The 20838-nt window shown below is 72.6% G+C and carries 22 protein-coding genes; 13 read left to right on the top strand and 9 right to left on the bottom strand.

Annotated features, from left to right (window positions below):
• Positions 1-138: 138 nt before the first annotated feature.
• Positions 139-903 (bottom strand): MerR family transcriptional regulator, encoded by a 765-nt coding sequence (locus ACZ4MU_RS28895; protein ID WP_467882107.1) that lies wholly within the window; start codon positions 901-903, stop codon positions 139-141.
• Positions 904-1268: 365 nt separating this feature from the next.
• Between ACZ4MU_RS28895 and ACZ4MU_RS28890 the strand changes: the two genes are divergently transcribed.
• Complete coding sequence (locus ACZ4MU_RS28890; RefSeq protein ID WP_467882105.1) at positions 1269-2630, top strand: cytochrome P450; 1362 nt, start codon at positions 1269-1271, stop codon at positions 2628-2630.
• Here ACZ4MU_RS28890 and ACZ4MU_RS28885 read toward each other — a convergent pair.
• Entirely contained in the window at positions 2622-3272 is a 651-nt protein-coding gene (locus ACZ4MU_RS28885; RefSeq protein WP_467882103.1) for a TetR/AcrR family transcriptional regulator, read from the bottom strand. The genes ACZ4MU_RS28890 and ACZ4MU_RS28885 overlap by 9 nt on opposite strands.
• 135 nt (positions 3273-3407) lie before the next feature.
• Between ACZ4MU_RS28885 and ACZ4MU_RS28880 the strand changes: the two genes are divergently transcribed.
• From ACZ4MU_RS28880 to ACZ4MU_RS28870, 3 genes are all read left to right on the top strand, one after another.
• Positions 3408-4847 carry an amidase gene (locus tag ACZ4MU_RS28880; protein WP_467882119.1) on the top strand — a complete coding sequence of 480 codons (1440 nt, stop codon included), beginning with the start codon at positions 3408-3410 and terminating at the stop codon, positions 4845-4847.
• Positions 4848-5086: 239 nt separating this feature from the next.
• Complete coding sequence (locus tag ACZ4MU_RS28875; RefSeq protein WP_467882101.1) at positions 5087-5629, top strand: heme-binding beta-barrel domain-containing protein; 543 nt, start codon at positions 5087-5089, stop codon at positions 5627-5629.
• A gap of 34 nt (positions 5630-5663) precedes the next feature.
• Positions 5664-5795: a hypothetical protein gene (locus tag ACZ4MU_RS28870; RefSeq protein ID WP_467882099.1), complete on the top strand. Its 132-nt coding sequence runs from the start codon at positions 5664-5666 to the stop codon at positions 5793-5795.
• Positions 5796-5835: 40 nt separating this feature from the next.
• Here ACZ4MU_RS28870 and ACZ4MU_RS28865 read toward each other — a convergent pair whose 3' ends face one another.
• A complete protein-coding gene (locus ACZ4MU_RS28865) occupies positions 5836-6006 on the bottom strand; it encodes a hypothetical protein (RefSeq protein WP_467882097.1) in 171 nt (56 codons plus the stop codon).
• Between the two features lie 532 nt (positions 6007-6538).
• Here ACZ4MU_RS28865 and ACZ4MU_RS28860 point away from each other — a divergent pair.
• From ACZ4MU_RS28860 to ACZ4MU_RS28850, 3 genes are read left to right on the top strand one after another with little or no spacing between them, the layout of a single operon-like run.
• Positions 6539-8320 (top strand): AMP-binding protein, encoded by a 1782-nt coding sequence (locus ACZ4MU_RS28860; RefSeq protein ID WP_467882095.1) that lies wholly within the window; start codon positions 6539-6541, stop codon positions 8318-8320.
• A complete protein-coding gene (locus ACZ4MU_RS28855) occupies positions 8301-8741 on the top strand; it encodes an acyl-CoA thioesterase (RefSeq protein ID WP_467882094.1) in 441 nt (146 codons plus the stop codon). Before ACZ4MU_RS28860 ends, ACZ4MU_RS28855 begins: the two co-directional genes overlap by 20 nt.
• Positions 8738-10327 (top strand): class I adenylate-forming enzyme family protein, encoded by a 1590-nt coding sequence (locus tag ACZ4MU_RS28850; protein ID WP_467882092.1) that lies wholly within the window; start codon positions 8738-8740, stop codon positions 10325-10327. The genes ACZ4MU_RS28855 and ACZ4MU_RS28850 overlap by 4 nt, the downstream gene beginning before the upstream one ends.
• A 79-nt stretch (positions 10328-10406) precedes the next feature.
• On the opposite strand, the gene ACZ4MU_RS28845 is transcribed toward ACZ4MU_RS28850, so the two are convergent.
• On the bottom strand, positions 10407-11276 hold the full coding sequence (locus ACZ4MU_RS28845; protein ID WP_467882090.1) for a carboxymuconolactone decarboxylase family protein: 870 nt from the start codon (positions 11274-11276) through the stop codon (positions 10407-10409).
• 126 nt (positions 11277-11402) lie between these two features.
• On the opposite strand from ACZ4MU_RS28845, the gene ACZ4MU_RS28840 reads away from it, so the two are divergent.
• From ACZ4MU_RS28840 to ACZ4MU_RS28825, 4 genes are all read left to right on the top strand, one after another.
• Complete coding sequence (locus tag ACZ4MU_RS28840; RefSeq protein WP_467882089.1) at positions 11403-11969, top strand: thiol:disulfide interchange protein DsbA/DsbL; 567 nt, start codon at positions 11403-11405, stop codon at positions 11967-11969.
• 200 nt (positions 11970-12169) lie between these two features.
• Positions 12170-12793, top strand: a complete 624-nt coding sequence (locus ACZ4MU_RS28835) for a DUF4956 domain-containing protein (protein ID WP_467882087.1) — start codon at positions 12170-12172, stop codon at positions 12791-12793.
• On the top strand, positions 12790-13614 hold the full coding sequence (locus tag ACZ4MU_RS28830; RefSeq protein WP_467882086.1) for a polyphosphate polymerase domain-containing protein: 825 nt from the start codon (positions 12790-12792) through the stop codon (positions 13612-13614). Before ACZ4MU_RS28835 ends, ACZ4MU_RS28830 begins: the two co-directional genes overlap by 4 nt.
• Positions 13615-13763: 149 nt before the next feature.
• Entirely contained in the window at positions 13764-14987 is a 1224-nt protein-coding gene (locus ACZ4MU_RS28825; protein ID WP_467882084.1) for an ATP-binding protein, read from the top strand.
• Between the two features lie 96 nt (positions 14988-15083).
• Here ACZ4MU_RS28825 and ACZ4MU_RS28820 read toward each other — a convergent pair whose 3' ends face one another.
• Positions 15084-15272, bottom strand: coding sequence for a DUF6381 family protein (locus ACZ4MU_RS28820; protein ID WP_467882082.1), 189 nt, complete (start codon positions 15270-15272; stop codon positions 15084-15086).
• Positions 15273-15497: 225 nt separating this feature from the next.
• Here ACZ4MU_RS28820 and ACZ4MU_RS28815 point away from each other — a divergent pair, with 225 nt between their 5' ends.
• Positions 15498-15785 carry a hypothetical protein gene (locus ACZ4MU_RS28815; RefSeq protein ID WP_467882081.1) on the top strand — a complete coding sequence of 96 codons (288 nt, stop codon included), beginning with the start codon at positions 15498-15500 and terminating at the stop codon, positions 15783-15785.
• A gap of 31 nt (positions 15786-15816) precedes the next feature.
• On the opposite strand, the gene ACZ4MU_RS28810 is transcribed toward ACZ4MU_RS28815, so the two are convergent.
• The 4 genes from ACZ4MU_RS28810 to ACZ4MU_RS28795 form a co-directional block, all read right to left on the bottom strand.
• Entirely contained in the window at positions 15817-16746 is a 930-nt protein-coding gene (locus ACZ4MU_RS28810; protein ID WP_467882079.1) for an ATP-grasp domain-containing protein, read from the bottom strand.
• 146 nt (positions 16747-16892) lie between these two features.
• The gene (locus ACZ4MU_RS28805; protein ID WP_467882078.1) at positions 16893-18125 is read right to left on the bottom strand and encodes a 4-hydroxybenzoate 3-monooxygenase; all 1233 of its coding nucleotides are present in this window, start codon (positions 18123-18125) and stop codon (positions 16893-16895) included.
• A 101-nt stretch (positions 18126-18226) separates the two neighbouring features.
• Positions 18227-18778, bottom strand: a complete 552-nt coding sequence (locus tag ACZ4MU_RS28800; RefSeq protein WP_467882076.1) for an AAA family ATPase — start codon at positions 18776-18778, stop codon at positions 18227-18229.
• Positions 18779-18881: 103 nt separating this feature from the next.
• Positions 18882-19670, bottom strand: a complete 789-nt coding sequence (locus tag ACZ4MU_RS28795; RefSeq protein ID WP_467882074.1) for an MIP/aquaporin family protein — start codon at positions 19668-19670, stop codon at positions 18882-18884.
• Between the two features lie 346 nt (positions 19671-20016).
• On the opposite strand from ACZ4MU_RS28795, the gene ACZ4MU_RS28790 reads away from it, so the two are divergent.
• Positions 20017-20808, top strand: coding sequence for a polysaccharide lyase family 7 protein (locus ACZ4MU_RS28790; protein WP_467882072.1), 792 nt, complete (start codon positions 20017-20019; stop codon positions 20806-20808).
• Positions 20809-20838: the final 30 nt, after the last annotated feature.

Here is a 20838-nt window from a genome sequence, read left to right as displayed (position 1 = left end):
GCTCCCCGTCCCCCCCCCCCCCCCCCCCGCCGGGGGGGGGGCGGGGGGCTGGGGGGGGGGGGGGGGGGGGGGGGGGGGGGGGGGCCCCCCCCCCCCCCCCCCCCCCCCGCCGGGGGCGGCACCCCCGGCACCGGTCGGTCAGCCGAGCCGGGTGTCGGCGTAGACGGCCATCGCGTCGCGCTGGTAGAGCGCGAGCCCGTCCGCGATCCTGTCGAAGTTCTCCCGGAACCGGGGGTCCTCGACGTAGGTCTGGCCCAGCCCCTTGTACGCGGCGGCGTTCGGCGTCCAGAAGCGGCACACGCCCTCGTAGTGGCGGTGCGTCTCGGCCTGCACCGCGGGGTCGGTGACCGGCGTCCCGGCCGCCATGAACTCCGCGAAGCGGATCATCTGCGCCGTCACCTCGCGCTGCCAGCGCTCGGTGTCGTCGGGGGTCATGGTCTCGACGGCCCGCCGGGACTGCTCCCAGGCCTCCGGCCACTTCTCCCGCACCTCCGCCTCGGCCTCGGTGCCGGTGGGCTCGAAACCCTCGAACAGGTTCTCCGGGCGGTTGATCTTCACCATGGTGGTGTCCTCGTTCTCCTCCAGTTCGGCGATGGTGCGGCCGACCGTGCGGGCCAGCGTCTCCAGCCGGTCGCGCTCGGCTAGCAGGCGCCGGTGGTGCTCGCGGAGCACCGCCACCCGGTCGGCCTGGCTTTCCAGGACGGCCTGGATCTCGCGCAGCCCCAGGCCCAGCTCCCGCATGAGCAGGATCTGCTGGAGCCGCAGCAGGTCGGCCTCTTCGTAGTGGCGGTGCCCGTTGGCGCCGATGCACGCGGGCGGCAGCAGGCCGATCTCGTCGTAGTGCCGCAGCGTCCGGGACGTCACCCCGGACATCCGGGCCACGTCCGCGATCGACCAGGTCATGGCCGTGCCTCCCATCGCCGGGCCGGTCTTTCCGGCCCCGTCGAGGACACTAGAAGTTGACGTTACGGCAACCGCAAGCCGGAACGCGGACGCGAAAACCACCCGCCGCGCCGGGCGCCTCGGGGCGGACCGGCGACCACCGACCCGCGACGCCGCGACCCCGCGACCGCCGTTCGGTGTCCAGGAGGACGCCTCGCCCCCCTCCTCGTACGCCGCGTACGGGCAGGGGGGTGCTGTCCGTCCCCGCCGCGCCCTCGCGGGCTGCTTCGCGCCGGGTTCCCGTACGGGGGCGCGGGGAGGATAGTCGGAAGCCGACGGCCTGCCGCGCACTGGGCCCGGCATGTCTCCCCTGGAGGTGTCCCGCTGTGACCACCACCCCCTCACCGGCGCGCGCCGGTGTGGCTCCCGGCGGGCTGCCGCTGCTCGGCCACGCGTGGCAACTCCACGCCCGGCCGCTGGAGTTCCTTTCCTCGCTGCCGGCCCACGGGGACCTCGTACGGATCGGGATGGGGCCCTGGCCGGCCTATGTCGTCTGCCGCCCGGACGCGGCGCACCAGATGCTCACCGACTCGCGGACCTTCGACAAGGGCGGCCCGTTCTTCGACAAGGCGCGGGTGCTGTTCGGCAGCAGTCTGCCGATGGCGGGCTGGCGTGAACACCGCTGGCAGCGCCGCCAGATGCAGCCCGCCTTCCAGCCCGGCCGTATCGAGGGGTACGCGGTGGTGATGGGCGAGGAGGTGGACCGTATGACCACCACCTGGCGGCCCGGTCAGCGGCTGGACGTCACCGCCGCGCTGACCACCCTGACCCTGCGCATCGTCACCCGCAGCGTGCTGGCGGCGGAGGCGGAGGACTCCGCGGTGGCCGAGGTGCTGGAGAGTCTGCACACCGTCATCGACGGCATCTACCAGAGGGTGATGCTGCCGCTCGGCCCGCTCTACCGGTTGCCCACCCGTGGCAACCGCCGCTACCGGCAGGCCTGCCGGCGGCTGCACCGCGCCATCGACGACATCATCGCCACCCGGCGGGCGGCGCCCGGGGAACACGACCTGGTCTCGATGCTGCTGCGCGCCCACGACGACGACACGGGCGAGCCGATGTCCGACACGGACATCCGCGACCAGCTGATGGTGATGATCGGCGCCGGTTTCGAGACCACCGCCAACACCCTCGCCTTCGCCCTGTGGTTGATCAGCCAGGACGCGAAGGTACGGGAGCGGTTGCACGCGGAGGTGGACGCCACCCTGGCGGGGCGCACCGCCACACCGGCCGACCTCGACGGTCTGGCCCACACCCGGCGCATCATCCACGAGGTGATGCGCATGTATCCGGCGGGGTGGTTCTTCACCCGTGTCACCACGTCCGACACCACCCTCGCCGGTCATCCCCTGCCCAAGGGCACCGCGCTCCTCTACAGCGCCTACCTCCTGCACCACCAGCCCGACCTCTTCCCCGACCCGGAGCGTTTCGACCCCGACCGCTGGGCCGCCGGCGAGGAGACACTTCCCCGGGGCGCGCACGTGCCCTTCGGCGGTGGCAACCGCAAGTGCATCGGCGACCAGTTCGCGCTCACCGAGATGACGTTGGCGCTGGCCACGGTGTGCACCCGCTGGGAGCTGACGCCCGACCCCGGGGCGACCCTGCGCGTACGGGTGCGGGGCACGCTCGGTCCTGGTCCGCTCCCCATGACGTGCACGCCGCGCGACACACCGCCCGGTTCAGCCTGAGTGAGCAGGACCGGCCGGTCGCTGCCACAGCCGGGACACATGGGTGTGCAGGACCTCCTGGGCCTGGCGCGCGGTGAGGTGGCCGACGAGGACGTGAGCGGTGAGCCCGTCGGCCAGGGCCAGCAGGGCGCGGGCCTCGTGCCGCGGGTCGGGACGCCGGCCGGTTGGAGGCCGGATGTCGAGGGGCTCCCTGGGCGCGCCGCTCTCGTCGGCCTCCTCGATGAGCCGGACGAACACCTCGTGCAGGGAGGCGTAGTTGGCCTTCAGCGTGCCGGCCAGGGCCTCGTTCACCGCCGCCTGGGCGACGAAGGCGAGCCACACCCGGGCCTCGGCGCGGTGTTCCGGCGCCAGCAGGGAGATCTCGCTCGCCGCGTGGCCCAGCGCGGTCGCGGCCGACTGGGCCGGGCTCGCGACGAGGCGGGCCCGTACGCGCGCGTTGATGCGCTCACCGACCGCGCCCAGGGCGAAGACCAGCATCTCCTCCTTGGTGCGGAAGCAGCGCTGGACCGCACCCATCGACACCTCCGCGCGGGCGGCCACATCGCGCAGGGTCACCCCCTCCAGCCCGCGTTCGTCGGCGAGCCGGCACACCGCGTCGGCGATGAGACGGCGCCGCTCCTCGTGGTCCACCTGCCGGGGCATGCGCACTCGCCTCCATGTGCCGTGTTCACCGCGATCCTCACGCTGCGGCCACTTTATTCGATGCATCCGCATCGGTACCCGGGTTATTGTTCCGATGCAAGCGCATCGGAACAAGGAAACGGGAGAGTGCGCACCATGCGGGACGCGTTGTGGAGCAGGCCGGCGACGGCACAGGCGGCGGCCGTACGGAACGGGGAGGTGACGGCCGCCGAGCTGGTCGAGAGCCATCTGGAGCGCATCGGCGCGGTCAATCCGCGGGTGAACGCCGTGACCCAGCTCCTGGCGGAGCGCGCCCGCGAGAGCGCGGAGCACACCGACCGCCGACGGGCCGCGGGGCAGCCTCTCGGGCCGCTCGCGGGCGTGCCGTTCACGGTGAAGGAGTCCACCCCCATCGAGGGCGTACCGACGACGTTCGGCGTGAAACGCTTCCGCGATCTGGTCGCCCCGGCCGACGCGCCCCCGGTGGCCCGGCTGCGCGCCGCCGGCGCCGTTCCGATCGGGCACAGCAACATGCCCACCCTGATCCTGGCGGGCATGCACACCCGCAGCGAGCTGTTCGGGGACACCCTCAACCCGTGGGACCACGAGCGGACACCCGGCGGTACCAGCGGAGGCGACGCGGTGGCCGTCGCCACGGGCATGGCGGCGCTCGGACTCGGCAACGACTCCGGCGGGTCCATCCGCGTCCCCGCCCAGTTCTGCGGAGTGGCGGGGCTCAAGCCGACCCCCGGGCGCTTCCCCGCCGACCATCGCGTCCTGGGGCCCGACGACCCCGGCCCGGCCTCCCAGATGCTGGTCACCGACGGCCCGCTGGCCCGGACCGTCGCCGATCTGCGGCTGGCCTACGAGGTGCTGGCCGGCACCGACCCCCGCGACCCGCGCGCGGTGGCGGTGCCCGCGTACGGCGAACCGCTGCCCGGCGCGACGAGGGTGGCGGTCGTCGCGGACCCGGGCGGACGCGGCGTCCACCCCACGGTCGCGGCGGCGATCCGGCGGGCGGCCGACGCCCTCCGCGACGCGGGGTACGACGTGCGCGAAGTGGCGGACGTGCCGCGGCTGGCCGAGACGCTCGAAGCGTACGACCGGATCACGATGACCGAGTTCGCCCCCAGCTGGCCGGTGGTGCGCACCCTTCTGGGCGAGGGCGGCCACCGCTACATCGAGATGGCGATGGAGCGGACCCCGCCCGCCACCGGGGCGGACGAGGTCATGCGGCTCATGGGCACATGGCTGAACATCCGCCGCTCGTGGGCGGAGTTCCTGGATACGTATCCGCTCGTGCTCGGTCCGTCGTTCACCGAGCCGCCGGTCGAGCCGGGTTTGGAGTCGCGTGACAGGGCCGGCCGGGACCGGGTCGCCTCGGCGATGCGCCTGTGTACGGCGACGAGCTTCGTGGGCGTACCGGCGGTGGCCGTGCCGACCGGGGTGGCCGACGGGCTTCCCTGCGGGGTGCAGATCATCGGGCGGCCCTTCCGCGAGGACCTGTGCCTGGAGGCGGCCCAGGCGGTCGAGGACCGGCTGGGGGTGCTGACGCCGGTGGATCCGGCCGGCCCGGTACGGGCGTCGGCGAACTGACGGGCGGCGCCGGTCCGCAAACGCGGAAGGACGGACGGCCGGACCACCGGACGCGGCCGGGAGCCGCCGTCCGGCCGGGCGGCCGTGGGAGTGGGGCCCGCAACCGGGCGATCACCTGCCGGTATACGACCACCACCTGCCGATGTCGGGGCGGTGGGCCCGCCACCCGGGGGTACCCGTTCTAGGCTTCACCCACCCGGTGCCGGCCCGGCCGCCGCCCCGACCCCAGGAGTGCCCCCGTGTTCGATCCCGTGCTGGACAACCCGTACCCCGACAGCGGGCGCATCGACGACGTGCCCGCGCCGCACGAGCTGCTGGGGCCGGTGCTGGGCTTCATCGGCACCTGGCACGGCCGGGGCCAGGGGGCGTACCCGACCATCGACGGGGAGTTCTCCTACGCGCAGGAAGTCGTCCTCAGCCATGACGGGCGCCCCTTCCTGCGGTACGAGGCGCGGGCCTGGCTGCTCGGCGTCGATGACGCGCCGCTGCGCCCCTCCGCGCGGGAGAGCGGCTGGTGGCGGCTCCAGGCCGACGGCCGGGTGGAGGCGCTGATCACCCAGCCCACTGGTATCGCGGAGATCGCGGTCGGCCACGCGGGCGAGAACACGGTAGACCTCTCCGCCGACCAGGTGGCCCTCACCCCGACCGCCAAGGAGGTGACCGCGACCCGGCGCCGCTACACCCTCACCGGCGACGACACCCTCACCTTCGTCCACGACCTGGCGGCGGTCGGCCGACCGCTCCAGCACCACCTCTCGGCACGCCTGCGACGCACGGCATAGCCCCGCCCGGCCGTCCGCTCATAAGCTGGCCCTCATGGACAAAGAGACGCGGGACGTCCGCGAATGGCCCCAGGGGCGCAACCCGCACCGCCGCAGGATTGGCGTACTCGGCTGGTCGCTCCTGCTCCTGCTGCTGCTCGTGCTCTTCATCGTCGGGCCGCGCTGAGGCCCCGTCGAAAACGCGGATCGAACGACCTCGGCGACGGTCAGTTGTGCCCGAACTTCCGCGACTGCTTGTGGGAGGTCTCCTGCGGGACCGGGCGCATCGCCTCCCGCGCCGCGGGCGACTGGGTCGACCCCTTCGTCTCCACCGCCGCGGCGCGCTCGTGTCCGCCGGTGCGGGCGCCACGGTTCTGCCGGGTCTGCTTCTTACCCACGACGTTGCCTCCTTCAAGGGACCTCGGAGGGTGAACCCCACCAGGCTCGCACACACGTACGAAGATCGCATCACGGGCAGATCGGGTGGAATGCACCCGCGCGCCAGGCCTCGCCCAGCGGCGGCGTCCACCTGGCGGGGGGCGTCGGGTACCGGGGCCGTTCGGTGCGGCCAGTCGGGCCCCGTCCGGTTCCGGCCAGTCGGCCGACGTCACCAACTGCCCGTTTGAGACACGCATTTCGGCCAGTGAACCCTCCCCAAGGCCTCACGCTCCGCGTCATTGCGCAATCCCTAAACTGCGGGATTACGCACCGCCGGGAAGCGCCCTAGCGTGGCGGGGACGGCATTCGCCCCCCTCTCCCGACCACCTGCCCCCCACTCCCCCGTAGCGGCACCTCCACGCCACGGGGGACGGTACGCACGGTCCGCGCACGAACAGGCCACCACCGTGCACGCATCGTCAACGCATTCCCCCGCCGTCGCCCCTTGAATGAGGCGTCAGCCGACTGGAAGTCATCCCGAAGGGAAGGCAGTTGAGTACCCCATCCCCCTTTCGCGCCCCGTCACCGCCCCCGTCCTCCGCCGCCCCCGGCGGGCCACCCGGACCACCCGGGCCGGCCACCGGGCACCTCGACACCTTCGTGCAGGACCACTTACCACCGCCCTCCCTCCAGCCGGACACCCTGCTCGACCTGCCCACCCTGCGCTTCCCGGCCCGGCTCAACTGCGCGACCGAGCTCCTCGACGGCCCCCGCGACGCGGCCGACCGCTCGGGGCGTCTGGCGGTACTGTCGCCGCACGGGGTGCGCTGGACGTACGCCGAACTCCTCGCGACCGTCTCCCGCATCGCGCACGTACTCACCGAGGACATGGGCCTGGTGCCCGGCAACCGGGTGCTGCTGCGGGGCACCAACACTCCCATGCTGGTGGCGATCTGGCTGGCCGTGGTCCGGGCCGGCGGGGTGGTCGTGGCCACGATGCCGCTGCTGCGCGCCAAGGAACTCGCGTACGTCATCGACAAGGCGCGCATCACCCACGCGCTGTGCGAGTCCGCCCTCGGCGCCGAACTGGAGGCGGCCCGCACGGACGGAAACGCCCCGCGGACGATGTACTACCCCGGCGCGACGCGGGACGGCACGCATCCGGGTGCGGACACCGACCTGGAACAGGCGATGGCCCAGCACCCGGACCGCTTCGCACCCGTCGACACCGCCGCCACCGATCCCTGCCTGATCGCCTTCACCTCCGGCACCACGGGGATGCCGAAGGCGACCGTGCACTCCCACCGCGACGTGATGGCGGTGTGCCGCTCCTTCCCCCAGCACGTGCTGCGGGCCACCAGTGACGACCGCTTCATCGGCACCCCCTCCCTGGCGTTCACCTACGGCCTCGGCGGACTGCTGCTCTTCCCCCTGTACATCGGCGCCTCCGTCGTCCTGCTCGACCGCGTCTCACCGCGCCAACTCGCCCAGGCCATCGACGAGTTCCGCGCCACCGTCTGCTTCAGCGGCCCCACCGCGTACCGGGCGATGTGCATGGACCCGGCTCCGTACGGACTGTCCTCGCTGCGCGTGTGCGTCTCGGCGGGGGAGCCGCTGCCCCCCGTCACCCGCAAGATGTGGAAGCAGCGCACCGGCCACGAGCTGATCGACGGGCTGGGCTCCACCGAGATGCTGCACATCTTCATCGCGATGCGCGGGGACGAGGCGGCCACCAGGCCCGGCGCGCTCGGGCGCCCGGTGCCCGGCTACCTCGCCGCGGTCGTCGACGACGCCGGGCGCCCGCTGCCGTACGGCGAGGTCGGCGCGCTGGCCGTCAAGGGGCCCACGGGCTGCCGCTACCTGGACGACGCGCGCCAGGCGGACTACGTACGCAACGGCTGGAACCTCACCGGTGACGCCTGCTGGGCCGACAAGGACGGCTATCTGCACTACCACGCCCGGCTCGACGACATGATCGTGTCGGCCGGATACAACATCTCACCCGTCGAGGTCGAAGCCACCCTTCTGACCCATCCGGCCGTCAGGGAGTGCGCGGCGGTCGCCGCGCCCGACGACGAGCGCGGCGCGGTGGTGCGGGCCCATGTCGTGCTCGCGGAGGGGCACACCCCCTCGCCCGAACTCGTCCTGGAGCTCCAGCGGTTCGCCAAGGCCGAGATGGCACCCTACAAGTATCCGCGCCTCGTCTCCTTCTGCGCCGAACTCCCCCGGGCCGGCACCGGCAAGATCCAGCGTTTCCGTCTGCGCGGCGCCGACAGCGGCCCCGCCCCCTCGGCCGGACCGGAAGGAGCCAGCGGTGACCCCGCCTCCGCATGACGCCGCCCCGACCGGCTTCACCCAGCGCAAGCGCGTCTTCTTCCACCACTGCGATCCGGCGGGCATCGTCTTCTACCCGCAGTATCTGCTGCTCATCAACGAGGTGCTCCAGGACTGGTTCGAGACGGGTCTCGAGGTCGGCTACGCGGGGCTGTTCGCCGAGCGACGGATCGGCATTCCCACCGTCCGCCTCGAATGCGACTTCCTCGCGCCGAGCCGGCTCGGCGACGCGCTGGACATCACGCTCACCGTCGAACGCATCGGGAAGTCGTCGTTCGAGCTGCGGTACGCGTGCGCCGGGTCGCCGGGCGGGGACGTGCGCGCCCGCATCCGCGCGGTGCTGGTGACCACGTCACTCGAAGGGCACGGCCCGATCCCCATCCCCCAGGACATCCGTACAGCGATGGAGCGATACACATGACGACCGACCGCAGGGACTGTGCCGCCGACCTCACCGGCCTGATCGAGACCGACGGCCTCGGGGCCGGCAACTTCTTCCGACTGGCGGCCGCGAGCGACACGTCCGAGACCGTGATCGAGCTCGATCAGCCCTATCGCTCTCCCACCGGCGCCACCCACCACAGACTCACCCTGGCGGCGCTCGACGAGCTCACCGACCGGGTGGCCGCCGGGTACTACGCCGACGGCATCCGTCCCAAGGACCCCGTGGCGGTCTATGTGACGGAGAGCGTGCGCTATCTCGTCCACTACGTCGCACTGACGAAGATCGGTGCCATTCCGGTGTTCGTGAACAGTTCGCTCCCCTCGGAGACCGCGGCGCGGTTCGTCGAGCACGTCGGGGCGGCGGCCGTGGTGAGCGATCCCGAACGGCTCGCCGAGGACCGGTTACCGCTCACGTACTACACCGAGGAGCCCTACGGCGAGGGCGCCTTCAAACTCTTCACCCACGAGGACGACGATCCGGTGCTGATCGCCCACACCTCGGGGACCACCGGCATCCCCAAGGCCGTGCAGTTCAACCACAAGGGGTTCTTCTTCGGGGTCCGGCAGCAGATCCGGGCCGACCTCGGTACCCGTATCCTCTCGGCGCTGCCGCAGAGCCACGCGTCCGCGATCTCGGTGCTGATGTCGGCGGTCGCCCGGCGTGCCACCACGCTGCTCGCGACCCGCCGCGGCCCGCGCGAGATCGCCGGCGCCATCCAGGAGTTCCGCCCGCACCTGGTGGCGGGCTTCCCCAAGACCTTCGTCGACCTGTGCCGCGTCGATCTGGACGCCTACGACCTGTCCTCGGTCGCGCGGTGGATGTCCACCGGCGACGCCAACCACGAACGGCACATACGCAAGCTGGTGGCGCGCGGCAACCACGTCGACCGGGAGGGGAACCCGCTTCCCGGTTCCCTGTTCATCGACAACTTCGGCTCGTCCGAGTTCGGCTTCGCCATGTTCCGTACGGTGCACACGCCCACCAGCGACCGCTACCAGCGGTGCATCGGCCGCCCCTTCGCCTGGGTGGAGGTCGAGATCTTCGACGCGGACGACGAGCCGGTGGCGGACGGGACGGTGGGCCGCCTCGCCCTCAAGTCGCCCACGATCACCGGGGGTTACTGGAACAACAGCCTGCTCAGCGAGAAGAACCGGATCCAGGGCTACTGGCTCACCGGCGACCTCGCCTACCGCGGCGAGGACGGACTCTATTACCACGTCGACCGGACCACGGACCGGATCAGCACCGCCAACGGCGTCCTCTACAGCGCCCAGACCGAGGAGCTGATACTGCGCCACTTCCCCGGCCTCGTCGACTGCTCGGTCGTCGGTGTCGACAGCGGTGCCGGCGACGGCCGCCAGGTGCCCGTGCTGAGCATCGACGTGCCGTCCTCCACCGACGAACCGGCCGACCTGCGCTCGCGGGTGAACGCCCTGCTCGCGGAGCGCGGCTGGCCGCTCGTCGCGAAGGTCCTGGTCAAGGGCGCGGAGGAACACGTGGGCGTCACGGGAAAGGCGTTGAAGCGCAGTATGCGCGTGGCGTTCGCGGACACCGAAGGCTGAAGGGCCCGGATCACCGCGACGGAAACGGAATCCGCCGGCCTCTCCCCCGCACACGGGCGGGCCGCCCCGTGGGGCGAGGTCAGCGGTCCCGCTCCGCGAACACCTCACGGGCGGCGGCGATCCCGTTCAGCGCCGCGGGGAACCCCGCGTACCCGGCCATCTGCGTGATGACCTCGACGACCTCCTCGCGGCTGCCGCCGACGTTGAGGAAGCCGTGGATGTGCACGCGCAGCTGCGGGGCAGCCGTGCCGAGGGCCGTGCACATGGCGATGGTGGCCAGCTCACGCTCCTTGAGGCCGAGGCCGGGGCGGGAGTAGACATCGCCGAACGCGAACTCGATGATGTACCGCCCGAGGTCGGGGGCAATGTCCTGGAGCGAGGCGACGACGGCCTCCCCCGCGTGCCCGTCGACCTCAGCGAGCTTGGCGAGACCGCGCTCGTAGCGCTGCTCGCCCTCGCCCGTGCCGACCGGCTCGTGGACGAGTCCGGGCCGCTCGCGGAACGCCTCCCGGGCCACCGCGATGCCGTTGAGGGCCGCGGGCACCCCCGCGTACACGGCGGTGTGGATGAGCACCTCCACCACCTCGGCGGGGGTGACGCCCACGTTCAGCGCGCCGTCGATGTGGAAGCGCAGCTGGGGAGCGGCCGTGCCCATCGCGGACAGCGCGGCGACGGTGGCGAGCTCGCGCTGCTCCAGGGTGAGACGGTCGTTCGCCAGGAGCTCCCCGTATCCGAAGGAGACGGTCATCCGGCCCAGGTCGGGGGCGATGTCCGCGAGGCTGTCGAGCACGGCGGGCCGCTCCTGGCCGCTCACCTCGCGCAGCAGCGCCAGACCGCGCTCGAAGCGCTCGTCGGCGGGCCCGGCGCCCGGGGTGGAAGCCGCGGTGGGGGAAGGGGCAGCGGTCGAGGGGGCGGGGGACGCGGCTTCGGAGTTCTGCGCACTGTTCATATGCACGAAACTAGAGCTTGGAGCGCACTCCAACGCAAGCGGACCGTCCCCGGCCCGGAAACCCGCCACGGCCGGACCACGGCGCGCCGGGGGCGGCGCCGGTTCACAGGTGAGGAAGAGCGGCACATGGCAGACGAGATTCCGACCGGCGGAGGGTATGTGGAGCTGTCCCCACCCGCCCCGAGGACCACGGCCGGCACGGTCGAGGTGTGGGAGTTCTTCTGGTACGGCGACCCGCACTCCTACGCCATCGAGCCCTCCGTGCGCCGCTGGGCGGGGCGGCAGAGCGGAGTGACGTTCGTCCGCGTGCCCGCGCCCTTCGGCGGCCCCTGGGACGCGCACGCGCGGATGCACTTCGCGCTGGAGGCCCTGGGGCACGCCGACACGGCCACGATGCGGGCCGTGCACGAGGCCGTCCAGCGTGACGGGCAGCGGCTGACCGGGCCCGGTGAGCAGGCGGACTTCGTCGCCCGGCTCGGCGTCGACCGCGCCCGCTACCTCGCGGTCCTCGAATCCTTCGGCCTCAAGGGGCAGTTGGCCGCCGCCAAGGCGCAGGCGCGCTGGGCAGGCGTCCAGAACGTCCCCGCCTTCCTCGTCAACGGCAGGTACCGGGCCGATCTCAGGACGGCGGGCGGCCCCGCGGAGCTGGTGCGGGTGGTCGAAGGGCTCGTGGGGATGGTGCGGGCCCGGTAGCCGGGGGCTTCCGGCCTCCCCGCCTGCCGGCAGGACCTGCCCGGCAAGGGCGCGGAACACGACAGCAGCCGTGCGGTATCGGACAAATACCTTCCGCCCCCGTCAACGATCCGTGTTGTTCATCGGGAAGTTGCCAACCGGTCACCCTGCGTACTCCTAGAGTCTGGGGGTCTCACCCCGTACGCACAGGGAGCGGAGCCTTGGACTCGTTGCGTCACCTCACCGCCCACCTCGGTCTCGACCTCACGGCGATATGCCTGCTGACCTTCGCCATCTACTACCCGAGACACCGGCGGCGCGACCTCGTGCCCGCGTATCTGGCTCTGAACGTCTCCCTGTTCACCATCGTCGCGGCCCTCGCCGAAGTGGGCGGCAGCGGCGGCATGGCGCTGGGGTTCGGCCTCTTCGGCGTCCTGTCGATCATCAGGCTGCGCTCCGACGCCGTCCAGCACGAGGAGGTGGCGTACTACTTCACCACGCTCGTCCTCGGGCTCCTGTGCGGGCTGCCGCACCTGGGGTTCTGGCTCGCGGCCACGCTGAGCGCCGTCCTCCTGCTGGTCGTCTACACGGCGGACCACCCCATGCTGCTGTCGGGAGTACGCCGCTCGGTGGTGACCCTCGACGCGGTGCACGGCGATCCCGCCGCGCTCCGCGCGGACCTCGCGCGGCGGCTGGGCGAGCCGCTGCACTGGACGGTCATGGAGATCGACTACGTACGCGACCTGATGGTCGTCGACGTCCGCTACCGGGAGCCGGGCCCCGGCGCCGCCCATCGGGGCGCCGGGACCGCGCACCGCCCCGAAACCCTCCTGGACACCGTATGAGCACCGACACCTTCACGCCGGCGCCCTCGGCGGCCGTCCGGGCCATCGAGGACGCGGCCCACCGGGCCGACCCCGTATCGCTGGCCGAGCTCAACGAGCGGTCCGCCCTGCTCGCCCGCTTCGACCGCAGCTACCTCGTGCCCACCGCGACCTTCCTCCGGGTGGTCGGCCACCTCACCCGGCCCTCCTTCCGCGGTGAGCCGTTCCGGGCCCTCACCATCGACGGCCGCCGCGCCTTCCGCTACCACTCCGTCTACTACGACACCCCCGAGCTGCGCTCCTTCCACGACCACCGCCAGGGCCGCCGCCTCCGCTTCAAGGTCCGCGAGCGCCTCTACGCGGACAGCGGGGAGCGGCAGTTCGAGATCAAGCTCAAGGGCGGCCGCGGCGACACCGTCAAACACCGCGTCCCCCTGACCGGCGCCCAGACCCCGCTGGACACCACACCCCGGGCCTTCCTCGCGGACACCCTGCACCGCGCCTACGGCATCGCCCCGCCGCCGGTGCTGCGGTCCTCGCTCAGCACGGACTACCTGCGCTCGACGTTCGTGGCCGACGGGCAGCGCGTCACCTGCGACGCCGGGCTGGTCTGCGTCGACCTGGGCACCGGCAGGCAGGTGCGGTGCGAGGGCGGCCTCGTCCTGGTCGAGACGAAGTCGGCCGAACACCTCACCGAGGCGGACCGCCTGCTCCATGCCCACCGGGTGCGGCCCGCCGTCTTCACCAAGTACTGCGGCGCCCTCGCCGTGCTGCGCCCCACCCTGCCCGCCAACCGCTGGCGCCGCGCGGCCCACCGGGCCTTCACCACCGACGGGCCCTAGAGGACGACCGGCGGCAGCGGCCGCGAAGGGGCCCGGGACGAGCTCTTCCGGGCCCCGGCCGCGGCGCCCCCGGGCTGCCCCTCGGCCCTCACAGCGGGTTCCGTAGGCTCTGACCCGGACTACCGCACCACGGGGAACAGGGCCGGGCCATGGGACTGCGTATCAAGATAGGCGTCACGATCACCGTGACCGCCACCCTCGCGGCGCTGGTCACCGCGAGCCAGGTACCGGTCCTGCTCACCGACCGCGAGCGCGAGGTGCAGGCCGAGCGCCTGCTCTTCGCGGCGCGGACCACCCAGCAGAGCGGCAGACCCGCCATGGGCGTGGAGGTCGACCCGCCCGACCTGCCCGGGCCGCTGCGCTCGGCGATCCAGGGTGGCCGCAGCGGCACCTACGTGCAGAGCACCGACCACGGCACCATGATCTGGGCCGCCCAGATGTCACGGACCGGAACCGTTCTCGCCCTGCGCTCCGCCTCCAACGGGCTCAGCGACCAGGTGGAGCGCGTGATGTGGCAGTCAGGCGCCGTCGGCACCGGTGTGGCCACAGTGATCGGGCTCGCTCTGGCCACCCGGTTCGCCACCCGGCTGAGACGGTCGGCCCACAGCGCCGAGCAGATCGCGGACGGCGACCTGAGCGCACGGCTGCCGGAGACCGGCCGGGACGAGATCACCAACCTCGCCCACGCCGTCAACGCGATGGCCGACGCGCTCGCCGCACGGCTCACGGCCGAACGCGAGGTCACCGCGAACATCGCCCACGAACTGCGCACCCCGGTCGCCGGGCTGATCGCGGCCGCCGGGCTGCTGCCGGACGGCCGCGCCGAGAACATGGTCAAGGAACGGGCGGGCCGGCTGCGGGACTTGATGGAGGACGTCCTCGAAGTGGCCCGGCTCGACAGCGGCACGGAGGCCGTCGAGTCACGCTGGGTGGAGCTGAGCGGCGTGGCCCGGCGGGCGGTGCGGGCGGCGGCCGAGGGGCGTACCGCGACGGGCGGGGCTGCCCCGGACGTACGCGTCGACGTCATCGCCGACGCCGGAGCGCGGACCGATCCGCGCCGGGTGGAGCGCGTCCTGACCAACCTGGTGACCAACGCCCTGCGCCACGGCGCCGAGCCCGTTCTGGTGGAGGTCGACGGCCCGGCCGTACGGGTACGGGACCACGGCCCGGGCTTCCCCGACCACCTCATCACGCAGGGCCCGCAGCGCTTCCGTACCGGCGCCAAGGGGACCGGGCTCGGTCTGGGGCTCACCATCGCGGCGGGCCAGGCCGCGCTGCTCGGCGCGGACCTCGCCTTCGACAACCCCGCCACCGGGGGCGCTCGGGCGACGCTCACCCTTCCCGTCCCCGCAACGCCGGAAGCCGGCCGGTGACACCTGCTCCCGCTCCATTGCGGGGGTGTCACCGGCCGGCCCGGTACGCGGGAGGTCACGCGCCCAAGGCGCGCGAAAGGCTCCCGAGCGGGGGTGTCACATGGGGTCGATGCCGCCACTGCCCATCTCGGTGGTCTGCCTGCTCTCCTCCTGCAGCCGGCGCGCCTTCTCCTTCAGCCGGTCACGCTCGGCCGGGTCGCTGGCGCGCTCGGCGGCCTGCTCCAGCTGCTCCGCCTTCTGGCGCATCTGCCGGGCACGGCCGCCGGTCTCGTCTGCAATGCTCATGATCACTCCTGACGTCTGGGGGGGGGAGCGGACGCCATCAGAGAACCAGCGCCGCGGGCCGCGCGCATCCGGAACCGTCACACACCGCTATCACCGCAGGACAAGACACTCGTCCGGCGCCGAACGGAATGCCAGGCGGGGCCGGGCGTGCTCTGCTGTCCGTGGGTACGGGCCGTCACCGTGGCGGCGGGGAGGGGCGGGAACCCGTTCGTGGAGGAGAACCCCATGACGATTCTGATGCAGGTCGAGCTGCCCGGTGTGACGACGGACCAGTACGACACCCTCCACGCCAGGATGCGGGCTCTTCCCGGCAACCCCTTCGAAGGCTGTCTGGCCCACATCTGCGTGCCCACGGACGGGGGCGTGCAGATCACCGACCTGTGGGTGGACGAGGAGGCCATGCGGAAGTTCATGACGGTCGTGTCGCCGCTCGCGGCCGAGACCGGCCTGCCCCAGGGCCCCGAGCCGAAGGTCTCACGGGTGCACAACCACTGGCTGGCGGCCGGGGCCTGAGGCAACCGGCTCCGCGCCGAGGTTCACCCCTTCACAGCATGGCCAGGTGTGCCTCCACATACGGGACCGCCACCGACTCCTTCGGGTGAGCGGCGCCGAGCATCGGATGGACGTTGACCTCGAACACCGCTCCGCCGTTCTCGACGGCGAGGTCGACGCCGCCGAAGCGCAGCCCCACGGCCTTGGTGGCGGCGACCGCCAGCTCGCAGAGGTCCACCGGCAGGTCGTCCACCGGCATCGGGGTGCAGGCCGCGCCCTGGGCCTCGTTGCAGGGCTCGTCGGGGCGGGCCTGGACGTGTTCACAGGCCTGCACCGCCCGCCCGTCGAGCACGGACACGCGGAACTGGTGGCGCTGTCCAGCGGCGTTGAAGTTCCGTGCGTCCCGCGAGATCAGCCACGTCTGACCGGTGTCGGCGAAGTGGGCGAGCGCCTGGAAGAGCTGCGCGAACGTGGTGATGTGCCGGACGTCGTCTCCACAGGTGCCGAGGGCGGGCCGGGCCCAGACATCCCGGCCCAGCCGGTCGAACGCCGCCGCGGCGGTGTCCAGGCTCGGCCGCGTCAGGGTGACGGTCTCCATGTGCGGAATGCCGTGCAGGGCGAACCGCTCCGTCGTGCGGTCCTTGTCGGTGGCCGCCCGCCACGCGTCGGCGTCCGTCCCCAGGGAGACCGTTCCGTAGCGCGCCATCAGCCGCTGGAACGGCTCGAAGCGGTGGCGCTCGGGCGGCTGGACCTCGTAGACGAGCAGAACCGACGGCGTGACCACCAGGTCCTCGGACGGCACCTCCAGACGTACGGCACGGTCCACGACGTGCGTCCGGCCCGATCCGCCGGTCAGGAAGTGCCGCGCGTCGACCGGCACCGGCGGCCGTCCCGTCAGGAACTCGACCGCCGCGGCGAGCGCGGCGCGGCTGCCTTCCGTCGAGCGGTGGTCGGTCATCAGAACGATCTCGCGGTCACTCATCCCGGCTTGGTCCCCTTGCCCCTCCGCACCCGGCCGGGCCGGGGGCCCGCGGCCGGTGCGAAGGATGAAGAACCTGCTGCGGTACTCGGACAGAAGCGTTCCCCGAATGTACGGAACGGCCCGCCCGGGCCACAGTAGGCTTTCCGTCAACCTGGGAGCGGCGCGACCCGCCGCGGCCCGCGCGACGGCGGGCGTTCGCTCCACCCCGTGTACGCCTCCGCGAGGTACGTGGAACCGGCCGTGGAGCCGACCACAGCGGCCAGTTCCGCCAGCTGGCGGCGGACGTCGAAGTCGGTGGCGCCGGGAGCGCGGTGCAGCATCGTCGTCATCCAGTACGAGAAGTGCTGAGCGCGCCAGACGCGGTGCAGGGCACGCGGCCCGTACGTGTCGAGGGCGGCGCGGTCGCCCTTGACCAGGGCCGTCTCCAGGGCCTCGGCGAGCAGCCGGACGTCGGCGAGCGCCAGGTTGAGGCCCTTGGCTCCGGTGGGCGGGACGGTGTGGGCGGCATCGCCGGCCAGGAGCATGTTGCCGTACCGCATGGGCTCGCACACGAAGCTGCGGAAGCGCAGGACCGAGCGGTCGGTGACGGGGCCCTCCTTGAGGGTGAAGCCGTCCGCGCCACGCACCCGTTCCTGGAGCTCGGCCCAGATCCGGTCGTCCGTCCAGGCCGCCGGGTCCTCGTCGGGGTCGCACTGGAAGTACATGCGCTGCACGGACTCCGTACGCTGGCTGATCAGGGCGAAGCCGCGGTCGGAGTGGGTGTAGACGAGTTCGGGGGCGCTCGGCGGGGCCTCGACGAGGACGCCGAACCAGGCGTAGGGGTACGCGCGGGCGTAGTGGGTGCGCGCCGCCTCCGGCACCGCCGAGCGGCACACCCCGCGCGAGCCGTCGGCGCCCACCAGGATGTCGCAGCGTACCTCCCGCGCCACGCCGTCGGCGTCCGTGAAGAGGATGCCGGGGTGCTCGGAGGTCAGATCGGCCACCCGGGTGCCGAAGACGCCGAAGCGCACGTCTCCTCCGTCGCGGGCGCGGGCGTCGGCGAGGTCGGTGAACACATCGGTCTGCGGGTAGAGCCACACGCCCTCCCCGACCAGGGCCCGGAAGTCCACGCGGTGGCCCTCGCCGCCGAAGCGCAACTCGATGCCGTCGTGCGGGCGCCCTTCGCGCCGCACCCGGTCGGACACGCCGGAGTCGGTCAGCAGCCGGACGTTGTCGGCCTCCAGGATGCCCGCGCGGCTGGTGCCCTCGATCTCGGCGCGGGTGCGGTGGTCGACCACCACCGAGTCGATCCCGGCGCGGGCGAGCAGGTGCGAGAGCATGAGTCCGGCCGGACCGGCGCCGACTATGCCGACCGCGGTCCGGGTGAGGGTGTCCGCCATGGCTCGTGCGTCCTTTCGGGTCGAGGGGGGCGTGGGGGCAGCGGTCCGGACGGCCCGGTCCTGTCCACCAGGTGGCTGGGCCGCCCCCGTACACCTGCCGCTCAGCTCTTGGCCAGGACCGCGTCGACCGTCTCCTCCAGGGTCTGGCCGGAGGTGTCGAACCACGTTCCGCGACCGGCGAGTTCAGCGCGCAGCGCCGCGTCCAGGAACGCCCAGTCGTCCGCCAGCACCTTGTCCCGCTCGGCGACCCGGCGCGAGACGACGTCGGCCGCCGGAGCCAGGACGACCAGCCGCAGCGGGAGGTCCTTCAACTGCTCCAGGTAGTAGTCCAGATGGGCCCGTCGGACCACCACGTCGTCGATGACCGGGACGACCCCCGCGGCATGGAAACTGCGCGCCAGGACCGACGCGTTACGGGCCCTCAGCAGCAACTGGCGGTCCGCCTCCGGGTCCTGCCGCGGCGAGGGCAGGTGTCCGCCCGCGACGACGAGGTCCTGGAGACGGTCGCCCTCGATGTGCGCGCCGAGGGGGAACCGGCGGGCCAGCGCCGCCGACACCGAACTCTTCCCGGACCCCGGGATGCCGATGACGAGAAAAACGTCGGAGGCGGGGGCGGTGTCGACGAGCTGCCCCTGGAAGAACGTTCCCGGCATGCTTTCCCCGCTCCTCTGCTCTTCTTCGCGTCTGCTCGCTTGCTGTTGCGCCGTGCTGCCGGCTCAGGGCCCGTACGACGGTCCGCATGGTACGCGGAGCCGGTCAACCTCGCCCGTACGCGCCCGCCTTGGCGCGGGTCACGACATATCCGCGATGCACCAGCGCCCCGAGGGCGGCGCCCAGCAGCGGTGCCGTGAGGTAGGCCCACAGGGCTGTGGTGGTGCCCGAGACGGCGGCCGGGCCGAGCTGGCGGGCCGGGTTGGCCGCCCCGCCGCTCACCGGGCCCAGCAGCGCGATGATCAGGCCGACCGCCGGTCCCACGGCGTACGGCATGGGCCGGGCGAGTTCGGGGTGGGCGACGAAGAAGCCGATCAGCAGGGCCAGCGCCGCGAAGCTCGCCGCCTCCAGGACGAAGACCGCCAGACAGGAACGGCCGGGGGCCGGACGGGCCAGCCCGTCGCTGAGAGCCGGCGACTGGAGCACCGGCCCCCACACCAGCCGGGCCAGCGCGGTCCCGGCCAGCCCTCCCGCCAACTGCCCGGCGGCGTACGGGAACACCGCGCGCCCCGGGAACACGCGCATCAGCCACAGGGTCACACTCACGGCCGGGTTGAGGTGCGCGCCCGAGCGGCGCCCCGCCGGGCTCAGGATCAGCCCCGTCAGCAGCACCGCGACCAGGCCGCCGACCACTGTCAGCGCGAGCCGCAGGTCGGCGACGAAGACGGGCGAGCCCGGATCGAGGAGCCATCGCACCATCGTCACCACGGCGAACATCATGACCGCGGTGAGCGCGCACTCCACCGCGGCCCCCCGCCACGGCTCGCTCCCCGGTCCGAGCCGTGGGCCGCCCACCGCCACGCCCCGCCCCGCTCCCGCTCCCGCGTCGGACACCGGTCCGTCCCCCCCGTCTCGGCCGACCGCCCCGCCGCCCCCGGCGGACGGACCCGAACAGGCGCAGGGTAGGGCCACCGGCCCGCTGGTGAGCGTCGAAGCGCCCAACCGGCCGTGGAATGACCGGGATCAGCGCCTTGCGCCGGGGAGCGGGGGTTGCCTCGGATGCCGGTGAGTGGAAATCCCATCACTTCACGGCCATTGACGGGGACATCCCGGAGTTCTACGGTTCTCCGAGTTCACATCACCACACAACGTTCACTCATATGAACCCGCTCTAAGCGAGCCCTTGTCCCTCTCCGAGCAACTTCCCCCCTGCCGTCCCCCCACATGACAGGACACCCCCATGCGCATCCGCTCCCTGCTCATCTATGCGACCGCCGCGACGGCGGCCTGCGGCCTCGCCCTGCTCTCCCCCACGGCCTCGGCCACCAGCACCGGCGCCCTCGCCGACCCGTCGGTCGCGCCCGGCGGCAACTTCGACCTCTCCGTGTGGCAGCTCCAGGAACCCGTGGGCTCCCCCGGCTCGCCGACCACGATCCCCTCGTCCCGGCTCCAGGGGGCCAACGGCTTCCAGGACGCGTACTTCTACACGGACACACGCGACGGCGCGATGACCTTCTGGGCGCCGGAGAAGGGCGTCACCACCCCCAACTCGCACTACGCCCGCTCCGAGCTGCGCGAGATGAACCGCGACGGCAGCGCCGCCAACTGGCCGCTGAGCGGCACCCATCGGCTCAGCGCGACGCTGCGCGTGGTGTCCGTGACGTCGAACGTCTGCGTGGGGCAGATCCACCTCGGCACCGGCGGCCCGTCCACCAAACCGCTGCTGGAGCTGTACTACCGCTCCGGCGGAGACATCGTCCTGGGTACGGAGAACTCCCCGTCGGGCGGCCAGACCCTCCACACCGTGGGTCATGTGGCGGTCGGCAGGACGTGGAGCTACACGATCGGCGTGTCGGGCGGTCACACGATCGACCTCACCGTCAACGGCACGACCACGCACTACGCCATCCCGTCCTCGTTCAACGGCTACAAGCAGTACTTCAAGGCCGGTTCGTACAACCAGTCGTCCTCCGACAGCACCACGAAGGGCGCCCGGGTCGGCTTCTACAAGCTCACGGTCTTCCACGGCTGAGCACGCGCGGCCCGTCCGCTTCGCTATGTT

The organism is Streptomyces sp. NPDC026377, assembly GCF_055567715.1.
Note: the sequence above shows the minus strand (reverse complement) of the source record. Positions and strands in the feature narration are given on the sequence as shown.

Coding starts and splice junctions, on each gene's coding strand:
- ACZ4MU_RS28790 (WP_467882072.1), top strand. CDS start 20,017: ATGCGCATCCGCTCCCTGCTCATCTATGCGACCGCCGCGACGGCGGCC.
- ACZ4MU_RS28840 (WP_467882089.1), top strand. CDS start 11,403: ATGGCAGACGAGATTCCGACCGGCGGAGGGTATGTGGAGCTGTCCCCA.
- ACZ4MU_RS28825 (WP_467882084.1), top strand. CDS start 13,764: ATGGGACTGCGTATCAAGATAGGCGTCACGATCACCGTGACCGCCACC.
- ACZ4MU_RS28845 (WP_467882090.1), bottom strand. CDS start 11,276: ATGAACAGTGCGCAGAACTCCGAAGCCGCGTCCCCCGCCCCCTCGACC.
- ACZ4MU_RS28820 (WP_467882082.1), bottom strand. CDS start 15,272: ATGAGCATTGCAGACGAGACCGGCGGCCGTGCCCGGCAGATGCGCCAG.
- ACZ4MU_RS28850 (WP_467882092.1), top strand. CDS start 8,738: ATGACGACCGACCGCAGGGACTGTGCCGCCGACCTCACCGGCCTGATC.
- ACZ4MU_RS28870 (WP_467882099.1), top strand. CDS start 5,664: ATGGACAAAGAGACGCGGGACGTCCGCGAATGGCCCCAGGGGCGCAAC.
- ACZ4MU_RS28800 (WP_467882076.1), bottom strand. CDS start 18,778: ATGCCGGGAACGTTCTTCCAGGGGCAGCTCGTCGACACCGCCCCCGCC.
- ACZ4MU_RS28810 (WP_467882079.1), bottom strand. CDS start 16,746: ATGAGTGACCGCGAGATCGTTCTGATGACCGACCACCGCTCGACGGAA.
- ACZ4MU_RS28880 (WP_467882119.1), top strand. CDS start 3,408: ATGCGGGACGCGTTGTGGAGCAGGCCGGCGACGGCACAGGCGGCGGCC.
- ACZ4MU_RS28805 (WP_467882078.1), bottom strand. CDS start 18,125: ATGGCGGACACCCTCACCCGGACCGCGGTCGGCATAGTCGGCGCCGGT.
- ACZ4MU_RS28885 (WP_467882103.1), bottom strand. CDS start 3,272: ATGCCCCGGCAGGTGGACCACGAGGAGCGGCGCCGTCTCATCGCCGAC.
- ACZ4MU_RS28895 (WP_467882107.1), bottom strand. CDS start 903: ATGACCTGGTCGATCGCGGACGTGGCCCGGATGTCCGGGGTGACGTCC.
- ACZ4MU_RS28830 (WP_467882086.1), top strand. CDS start 12,790: ATGAGCACCGACACCTTCACGCCGGCGCCCTCGGCGGCCGTCCGGGCC.
- ACZ4MU_RS28815 (WP_467882081.1), top strand. CDS start 15,498: ATGACGATTCTGATGCAGGTCGAGCTGCCCGGTGTGACGACGGACCAG.